Annotated in this window: 6 protein-coding genes and 1 pseudogene; 2 read left to right on the top strand and 5 right to left on the bottom strand. The window is 39.8% G+C overall.

What is annotated here, in order from left to right; all coding sequences use genetic code 11:
- Window positions 1–62: 62 nt before the first annotated feature.
- Window positions 63–2,597 (bottom strand): endonuclease MutS2, encoded by a 2,535-nt coding sequence (locus tag FJR06_RS01665; RefSeq protein WP_015079732.1) that lies wholly within the window; start codon window positions 2,595–2,597, stop codon window positions 63–65.
- A gap of 209 nt (window positions 2,598–2,806) precedes the next feature.
- Between FJR06_RS01665 and argS the strand changes: the two genes are divergently transcribed.
- Entirely contained in the window at window positions 2,807–4,564 is a 1,758-nt protein-coding gene (gene argS / locus FJR06_RS01670; protein WP_015079731.1) for an arginine--tRNA ligase, read from the top strand.
- Between the two features lie 182 nt (window positions 4,565–4,746).
- Here the strand turns inward: argS and FJR06_RS01675 are convergent, their stop codons facing one another.
- Together FJR06_RS01675 and FJR06_RS01680 are read right to left on the bottom strand one after the other, a co-directional pair.
- Entirely contained in the window at window positions 4,747–5,043 is a 297-nt protein-coding gene (locus FJR06_RS01675; RefSeq protein WP_235081995.1) for a hypothetical protein, read from the bottom strand.
- A 14-nt stretch (window positions 5,044–5,057) separates the two neighbouring features.
- Window positions 5,058–6,360, bottom strand: a pseudogene (locus tag FJR06_RS01680) (RNA-guided endonuclease InsQ/TnpB family protein).
- 78 nt (window positions 6,361–6,438) lie between these two features.
- Here FJR06_RS01680 and FJR06_RS01685 point away from each other — a divergent pair.
- Window positions 6,439–6,621, top strand: coding sequence for a hypothetical protein (locus tag FJR06_RS01685; protein WP_015079730.1), 183 nt, complete (start codon window positions 6,439–6,441; stop codon window positions 6,619–6,621).
- A gap of 173 nt (window positions 6,622–6,794) precedes the next feature.
- Here FJR06_RS01685 and FJR06_RS01690 read toward each other — a convergent pair whose 3' ends face one another.
- Window positions 6,795–7,187, bottom strand: coding sequence for a hypothetical protein (locus FJR06_RS01690; RefSeq protein WP_015079729.1), 393 nt, complete (start codon window positions 7,185–7,187; stop codon window positions 6,795–6,797).
- Between the two features lie 116 nt (window positions 7,188–7,303).
- Window positions 7,304–9,214 carry a patatin-like phospholipase family protein gene (locus FJR06_RS01695; RefSeq protein ID WP_168650495.1) on the bottom strand — a complete coding sequence of 637 codons (1,911 nt, stop codon included), beginning with the start codon at window positions 9,212–9,214 and terminating at the stop codon, window positions 7,304–7,306.
- Between the last annotated feature and the right edge of the window lie 308 nt (window positions 9,215–9,522).

The following is a 9,522-nucleotide window of genomic DNA, read 5'->3' on the forward strand; positions in this document are numbered from 1 at the left end:
TCTCCAAATGCTTCGCCCGTACAGTTGTTAGTTGTAATAATTTTGCCTGTTCCCTGTTCCCTTTAGATATGAGCAATAGTGACACCACTACCACCATCGGCTTGTGCTGCTGGTTCGTAATGGGTAATTCTGGGATGTTGTTGTAAGAAAGCGTGAACTCCTTGCTTTAGTTTGCCAGTACCGTGTCCATGAATAATCCATAGGGGTCCAGCGGCTTCAGAAATGGCTTTGTCTAAGATATATTCGCCATCAGCTACGCGTTTTCCGCGCAAATCTACAGTATTTTGAGAGGTGCGAATGGCTGGGGCTGGTGGTGGTGTAACTACGGCTGGGGCTGGTTTTGTTTTAACTATGGGTTCGGGTTTTTGTCCATCTAATGATTCTATATCTTGGAGTTGGACTGTCATTTTCATGATGCCAAAACGAATGGCGAAATTGCCGTCAGCATCAGGAATTGTTAAGACTTCGGCGGTTTGCCCTAATTTGGGAATTCGCACGCGATCGCCGACTTTGGGCATAAACCCAGCTTTAGGTTTAGGTGGCGGGGCTGGCTCATATTTTTGAGCAATTTGACTTAGGGATGCGGTAGCTTGTTGGGCATCTTGGGCGTTAGGTGTGCCTTTTTGCAAGCGGCGGATAACTTGGGCAATTTCGCCTTTGGCTTGGGTAATTGCTTGTTGAACGGCAATTTCTTGGGAAGCCCGCAAATCTTTTTCTCTGGCTTCTAAAGCAGCGGCTTTGTCAGAAACTTCTTTATATAATCGTTCGGCTTGACGTAATATTTTTTGGGCTTCTGCGGCTTTGGTTTCTTGGTGGCGACGTTGGGCTTCTAAACCGGCAATGACTTGATTTACCTCGTCTGTGGCTTCTCCAACTTGAGTTTTCGCTTCTGCTACTACTTCTGGTTTTAACCCTAAACGCAAGGCAATACTCAAGGCGTTGGAACGTCCAGGAATCCCCCACAATAGCCGATAAGTGGGTGAAAGGGTGGTTTCGTTAAATTCTACGGAAGCATTTTCAAACTGAGGATTTTCATATTTTAAGGCTTTGAGTTCGCCAAAGTGGGTACTAGCCATTGTTAGCTGGGTATGATTGGCGAGATATTTGAGTAAAGCGATCGCTAATGCACTACCCTCAACCGGATCTGTGCCTGCACCAACTTCATCCAGTAATACGAGGGACTGGGGACTGGGGACTGGGGACTGGGGACTGGGGATTGGTAGTTTTATTTTTTCTTTTTCTTCCTCTTCCTCTTCCTCTTCCTTTCTCCTGACTTCTTCCTCTTCTTCTTTCTTTCTCCTGACTCCGTTCGACTGAGCGAAGTCGAAGTCTGACTCCTGACTCCTGACTCCTTTCTCCTCCAATGCTTCTAATATTCGACTAATGCGGCGAATATGTCCTGAAAACGTGGATAAACTCTGTTGTAAAGATTGTTCATCCCCAATATCAGCTAAAACTTGCGAAAACCACGGCATTTCTACGGGTTCACGGGCAGGAACAAATAAACCCACTTTCGCCATGATAGCCGCTAATCCCAAGGTTTTTAAAGTTACCGTTTTTCCACCTGTATTTGGTCCTGTGATGGTGACTACCCGAATTTGGGGACTGATCAGCAAATCTACCGGAATGACGGGATTTCCTTGTTCGTGCTGCTGTTGCCATACTAATAACGGGTGGCGCAGATTTCGCAAGGTGATAATTTCATTGTCTTGGCGATTGATAAAGCGCGGGGGGTTAGAACCTATCCACAGACTATAACGAGCTTTCGCAACTGCTAGATCTAAGGTAGTGACAATGGCTAATAACCTTTCTAAATCTGGGGTAACTGCGGCTACTTTCTCCGTCAAAGTCCGACGAATGGCTTCGGCTTCGGTTTGCTCTTTTCTGAAGATTTGCCGCAGTTGATTACCCAAGGGAACGACACTGCTAGGCTCTATATACAGGGTTGCGCCACTGGTGGAGGTGTCATGAACAATGCCGGGAATTGCGTCCTTTTGGGGGGCTTTGACGGGGATGACAAAGCGATCGCTTCTTTGGGTAATTAACTGTTCTTGAATTGCTCCCGATTTTGCTTGGATAATATTTTGGAGTTTTTGAGTAATTTGGCTGCGGATTTTCCGCAATTCTACCCGAATTTCCCCCATTTTCTGACTAGCGCGATCAGTTACTTCTCCCCGTTCATCAATACAACGGTGGATTTCCTGTTCTAATTCTGGGTACGTTCGTAATTGGGAAACTAAATCGTTTAAAACTGGGACATTTTCTTGATTATCAATGACACGGCGTAAATTTCTTGTCCCTGCCAGGGTGGTAGCGATCGCTAATAGTTCCTCTCCAGGTAAAATACTTTGAAGTATTGCCCGTTCTAGGGAATCACCGATATCTTGGATTCCTTCAAAGGATAATCCTGGATGTAAACGACTTTCCAGTTCGTAAACTTCTTTGGTTTGCGCTAATAACTGTTCACTTTCTACCTGGGTTTCAGGAATCGGCAAGTCACGCGCAACTATTGCCCCTAGCTTAGTTGCCGCAAAGGTGGAAAGGTGCTGGCACAAGCGAGGCCACTCTAGTAATTCTAAGGTTTCAGATTGAATCAAGGTTTCAACAACTAATCTGAAGTTATCGTAACAATTTTAGCCGCCATCAGACTAAATCTTCAAGGTTAAAATTTTTAGGTTCTTTTGTCACAAAAACGGTGACACTGGCTGAATGCTGCCATCTATCCTAGATAATTTTCTTTAATTGATCATATTTTCAAGTTAAAATCAAGGATTACAGCACCTTTGACACAGATCCAATTTACATAATGAACGCTACACAAGAACAACTAAAACTAAAATTAACACAGGCTTTAGTAGCTGCTTTTGGTACAGATTATACCAATACAGATCCAATTTTAGTTTCTGCCAGTAATCCTAAATTTGGTGATTATCAAGCTAATGTGGCTTTATCTTTAAGTAAAAAGTTAGGAAAGCAACCGAGAATTATCGCTGGGGAAATTGTCAGTAAACTAGATGTATCTGATATTTGTGAACCTCCAGAAATTGCAGGTCCTGGTTTTATTAACCTCAAATTACAAACTTCTTATTTAGAAGCACAACTTAACGCGATTCAGATAGATGCTAGATTGGGAATACCCACAGCAACAAATCCACAAAAGCAAATTGTTGATTTTTCCAGTCCGAATATTGCTAAAGAAATGCACGTCGGACATTTACGTTCGACTATTATTGGTGATTCCATTGCCCGAATTTTAGAATTTTGTGGTCATGATGTTTTGCGGTTAAATCATGTTGGTGATTGGGGTACGCAATTTGGGATGTTAATTACCTATTTGCGGGAAGTTTATCCAGACGCACTTACTACTGCAAATGCTTTAGATATTGGAGATCTAGTCAATTTTTACCGCAAAGCCAAACAGCGATTTGATGAAGATCCAGTTTTTCAAGAAACTTCCCGTCAAGAAGTTGTGAGATTACAAGCTGGTGCGGAAGATACACTTCATGCTTGGAAATTGTTATGTGAACAATCTCGACAAGAATTTCAAATTATTTATGATTTACTCAATGTTGAATTAATAGAAAGAGGTGAATCTTTTTATAATCCATTATTACCAAAAGTTGTGGAAAATTTAGCAACAACGGGATTATTAGAATCAAGCCAAGGGGCAAAATGTGTTTTCTTAGATGGTTTTACAAATAGGGAAGGTAATCCTTTACCTTTAATTGTCCAAAAAACTGACGGTGGTTATAATTATGCAACCACAGATTTAGCAGCTTTAGGTTATCGCATTCAAGAAGATAAAGCCAAGCGGATTGTTTATGTGACAGACGAAGGACAATCTAACCACTTTGCCCAATTTTTCCAAGTCGCAAGAAAAGCAAATTGGATTCCTGAAGATGTGGAATTAGTTCATGTTCCTTTTGGGTTAGTATTAGGAGAAGATGGCAAAAAATTCAAAACTCGTTCTGGGGATACTGTGCGGTTACGAGATTTGTTAGATGAAGCTATTAACCGCGCTCGTGCAGACATAGAAAATAGATTACAAGAAGATGAACGCACAGAAACAGAAGAATTTATGCAAAATGTTGCGGAAGTTGTGGGGATTAGTGCGGTTAAATATGCTGATTTAAGCCAAAATCGCACCAGTAGTTATGTCTTTAGTTATGACAAAATGTTATCTCTCAAAGGCAATACAGCCCCTTATCTTCTTTATGCTTATGTGAGAATTCAAGGAATTAGTCGTCAAGGGAATATTGATTTTACCAACTTAGGAATAAATCGCCAAATCTTGCTGAAAGAAGATGCAGAATTAACTTTAGCTAAACATCTGCTGCAACTTGATGAAGTAATTAAGGAAGTAGAACAGGATTTATTACCAAATCGTTTGTGTGATTATTTGTATCAACTCAGCGATAAGTTTAACAAATTTTATGAAAATTGCCCTGTTCTCAAATCAGAAGAACCTGCAAGAACTTCACGGTTAATGTTATGTGATTTAACTGCAAAAACTCTCAAGTTGGGATTATCTTTGTTAGGAATTAAGGTTTTAGAAAGGATGTAATATTAAGTCCTGACGATTATAAATCTCAGCTACACAGACAAAACCCACTTGAATCATGAAACTCTTGTAGTGCGGGCATCTTGCCCGCTACATAAGTACCTCATTAGAGCGAAATCTGCTGTAAGCATCGTCATACATATCATTAGCCAAAAAAACCAACTCCATAACCAGCAATTATGTCATCACGAAACCTCTACCTTTTCTAAATCTACACCCAGTCCTTGATCTAATTCTGGTAAGTTTTTACCCAAAATCAGAACAGATACCATCATTAATAAACTCGTCACCATAATCACACTGATCACATTCGGATCATCAAAATTACTCGTACCTATTAACAATGCTGCGGCAAAATTGCGTTGTGCAGTTCCTACTCCTAGAACTCTTTGAGTATCAATACCAGGACCACCCAAAAGATAACCCACAGTAAAAGAAAAGATAATAAAAATAGCACAAACAAAGACCACACCATTTGTCATTGACACTCTCAGGTCTAAAGACACTGAGATTCTGCGGACAGAATAGTTTTAGGCAAAACCCAAAGTCTAATTCTCGCTACGATTGTCAAGGATCGTCTACTGAGTTGATTAAGTGAAAGACCTAATCTTCCCGCTACTTTTCGCAAAATATTCGCTGCACCATTTAGATCAGCGTTAACAATTGAACCATTAGCTGACTGATACAATCCACGTTTAACGCGCTAACAGTAATGCTTTCCACCCTTCTGGTTTCTGACCATAAACGGGCAGGGAGTCTCCATCTAAGAAAGATGCTTTTGACGTATAAGATTCTTCAGTTTCTTGAAATCTAATCCCATGTAAATCACATAGTTGCTTTAGTCGGTCTTTAAGCTTTCCTAGAGGCATTTGAACAAACCTCTGATTATTCAATCTACCCATATTAGCGTTAGATTTAAAGCCTTCATTCCAGCCAATGACTAATGTGCCAATACCGTATTTTAGGCAGTGGTCAATAATTAGTTTTGCAGCTTTATTAACGCCATCTTTCATTTGATGGTTGCGTTTACGGGTTACTCGGTCTAACCAGTTATCCCAGTAAGCTTCAGGTTTCCCCTCTTTGCGAGTTGATACTTGTTTATTCCAAAGCTGGTTCATCGCTTTCATTGAACGAGAATCAATCAACAAGGAATTACCCAAAGTATCAACACAAGCTGCTAAATTGTCAGCAGTTCCCAAATCAATTGATAAAGCTTGATTGATGTCTAAATCATGTTTTTGTCTCTTGACTTCATAAGAAATTTCCAAGTAGAAAGCACCATTTTTAGGGAGGATAGTAAATTCTTTAACCTTTGAGTAATCAATGTTTGAAGGCATTGTCAGAAAGAAGTCAGAAATACCAAACCATCGCCTAACAGTTGTTCCTAATGAAAATCTAAGTTGTCCGTTAATTAATGTTGGAGGTTGTCCTCCTGAATTTGGATAAGCAACCTTAAAAAGTTTAGAACCTGTCAAGTAATCTGGTACTTTAGGTTTAAAGTGTAATTGTCCTTCGAGAAACAAAGAGCGCAATTCTTTAAAAGATTTAAAACCTTCTGCCACTGATATTAGAGTTTGCTGCATTGGAACTGATGGCATTGACTGGGCGACAAGTGATTTACTGATGGATTTTTCGTAAATCAAATCAAACTTGTTAGTTAATAACTTTCCAGTTTTGAAAAACGTCTGTCGAGCAAAGTAAACACCACTATTATAAATTTTGCCTGATTGCTGACAAAGATACTCTAATACCGCTTTTGTTTCGTTGTCTGGGGATAACAAAACTTGTTGAACTCCCATTAACTTTTTAGCCTTAGACATTGTTCGACCTGCAATGTTGTAATATTGTTAGTATATCAACATATTTACTAAATAGAAATGCCATTCCAGAAAAATAACAAATTAGGTTTCACAAGTAAACAGCCATTTGATAAAGACCCTGTTTGCTTTAAAGTGTTGCCTGGAGTCAAGGCAAAGTTAAAAGCCGTCCCAGACTGGCAAGAACGATTAAGAGAATTTACCGATAAGCTTATAGAAAAAATGAAGACTGAAGGCGAATAAATTCGTCTGTGTCGCTTATATCTCTCCGGCTAAAGCCACTGAGTTTTACGCTTACCAAGTTATCCTATAAAAAAGGGAAACAGAACTATATTTGTGTAAGTTTCTGCTTTTCTGGCAAGCTCAGTCCTAAAGGGACTGAGTTACTGACTGTGACAGAAGGGTAAATCCAGAAATTATTCCTCGACAATTTCCACTTCCCTTGGTTGTGCTGGTGCTTCAGCAGAAGTATTGGCTTCGGGACTGAGGTGATTTTTCAGTTTGAGTTTTAGGTCGTCTGAAATGGGCAAATCTTTAATTTCTTTGAGCAGAAATCTGACTGATTCGGTTTTGCTACGTTCTGTATATATAGCCTTGAGAATAGCTTCAATTCCATAGCCTGCTACAGTATCCCCTACAACTGTTGTCAGACCAAGCAGACCTATACCTCCGAGGATACCAAACGGTCCTCCCACAGATGTGAGGGTAGCAATAATAGCAGCATTACTACCTGCTGATGAAACTGCTAAAACCACGAGAATTATGCCAGGAAGACCCAGACCAGCCAATTTTTTAACGATTTCGTCCATTGTAATTACCTAAAATTGTGATACTTTTGCTGACAATCTTATCAATCTGTGATTTCAATTAATAACCGTTCGGCTGACGCACCCTAAATATGGGATATTTTTTATTTTGGCAGTCCCTAACTTGACAAGATACTACACAATTCATCGATTTCTTGATTTTTTTCTTGAATCAGTATATTCGCTAAAGTTTGTAATTGGCGCAGATTTTCTGGTTTGGCATTATCTATATCTTCGAGTTCACTTTTTAAGAATGGTTGAAACCGATAATAAGAAGTTTTATGACCTTTATTAGTAGCCTCAAACAACCGTTCTAATTCTCCAGCTACTACTTCACTCCCGCCGTCAAGCACCATATTTAACAGCGGCTTTGTCCATTGCAATAGTCCCCAATTTTTCACTTGGTCATAAGGGTAGACACTGGTCAGGGAACCGGTACCCAAGGATACTACCAAGATATCCTCCATATTCAGGGCTTGTTGATTTTCTTGCCTACTAATTTGCGCTTCTAAAATAGCCAAATTAGCGGGATTATTCGCAACTAATCCCCCATCCACTAATGTATAGAAGCCGTTGGTATTATGGGAACTGGAAACACGATAGGGAGCAAAATAAGTCGGAGTTGCACTAGTTGCCAATGCTGCATCTGTGAGCGTAAAACCTAGGCATAACTTGCGAAACTTTTTCGATTTAGTCTGTTGTTTTTCGAGCTTATTAGTAAAGAATATGGGAATTCGCTGCTCGATATCGTAGCTCGTTACGAAAACTTCTTTGAGATTATTTTCTAAAGGGCTGTCGCCAAAATATTGCTTGATAATTTCTTCTCTCCCCTCTGAAGAATATTTTGGTTGAACGAATATATCCTCTATCTGTCCGAGTAATTGTTCCCAGAATGGCTCGTAAAATATCTCAGCCCCATATTCCAAATATATTTGCAGAAGTTCTTCAGCGCTGTATTGGGCGACGGGTGGGCTATCAGATCCTGCTAAATCTAATCGCGGTTTAGTTAGTCCGAGTGCGAGAATTCCTCCGCTGGAACTACCTGCAATTAAATCGAACAAACTAAAAATCTGTTTTTGTGTCCGCTTTTCAATTTCAGTTAAGATGATTGCGGGGATAATACCCCGAATACCACCGCCATCAATAGCAAGTATTTTATATTTGGGATTTGCTGTATTATTCATAGTTTGTTTCGATTCCTCTTGAGAGGGTGTTTGCGCTTGTTCCTGTTGTTGAATATTGTCTGGGATTGGGTATTCGGTAGTTTGGGCGATTTCGGCTATCTCTGCAGGTGAACTACTTGGTCTGTGTCCCTCGCTGGATGATTGTGCGATCGCAAATAGAACTTGTGCTAAATTCCAACTGGGATCACCATACAAGGTTCCATTATGGGTATTTCCACTCTGGTCTTGGACAGTTGTTCCTTCTCCTTCGTTTAATCTCCAGTAGGCTACTAATCCTGGTTCATTTCCGACTAGAGGACTAGAGCGATGCGTTTGGATTTGGTCTTGAGTGCAGGGATAATTCCAGACGCTAATATTTGCCAACTGTCCTGTAAAGTATACATTATTGTGTAAAGTCGCCCCCATGGTTATAGGACTAGTTGCTTTGTTCAAAGAAGAACCTGTCAAAGACCCAGTATATTCATGGTCATCAAGATATATAGTCAGTTGACCACCATTAAAAACAATGGCAAAGAAGTGCCATTGTCCGATGGTTAATTCTCCATTGCCAAAGGTTTTAATAACATTGTCAATATTTTCATCAATGTATACATCTAAATTACCTTCTTCACTGATGCCAAATTCAAAATTATCACTGTATCGGTCTGAAGAACGGGCAAAAAATACATTGTGTGCCCCGTATGTAGTTGCTTTATTGGTGAGTTGATGCGGATTCACCCATCCGGAAATCGTAAAGGCTGAACTCCCCTGAGCAAACACACCACCAATATCATTTTTGCCAAAATTTATGTAGTCATCTTGACCATCAAATGTCAGAACTGATTGGGTATTTACTTGATTTGTCACAACATTTTCATCTCCAAATCATATAATTTGTAATTAATCAACGAACTATATACATAATTTATTTTTATCTATCAGGCAATATAGCTTGTTGGTAAATATATTGACTGTTGCTGCAATACTCACACTACAAGTGTCGTAGTTTCTAAATGCTGACTGATCATTCTTTCCTATAAGACTTGTACACTGATCCCAATGCTATGGTAGTTTTGTGCCAAAATCCCATAGGAGTCCCATATATTTTTAACTCCAACGCACTTAACCTAGACTTTTAAATAATCTCAGCTTTATCAAAAAAATGCAATAGATAG

This window comes from Dolichospermum sp. UHCC 0352 (genome assembly GCF_009711925.1).
Taxonomy (GTDB): Bacteria; Cyanobacteriota; Cyanobacteriia; order Cyanobacteriales; family Nostocaceae; genus Dolichospermum; species Dolichospermum lemmermannii.

Bases quoted from the DNA above. Each gene is read 5' to 3' on its own strand.
- FJR06_RS01675 (WP_235081995.1), bottom strand. From the start codon at position 5,043: ATGACAAATGGTGTGGTCTTTGTTTGTGCTATTTTTATTATCTTTTCT.
- FJR06_RS01685 (WP_015079730.1), top strand. From the start codon at position 6,439: ATGCCATTCCAGAAAAATAACAAATTAGGTTTCACAAGTAAACAGCCA.
- FJR06_RS01690 (WP_015079729.1), bottom strand. From the start codon at position 7,187: ATGGACGAAATCGTTAAAAAATTGGCTGGTCTGGGTCTTCCTGGCATA.
- argS (WP_015079731.1), top strand. From the start codon at position 2,807: ATGAACGCTACACAAGAACAACTAAAACTAAAATTAACACAGGCTTTA.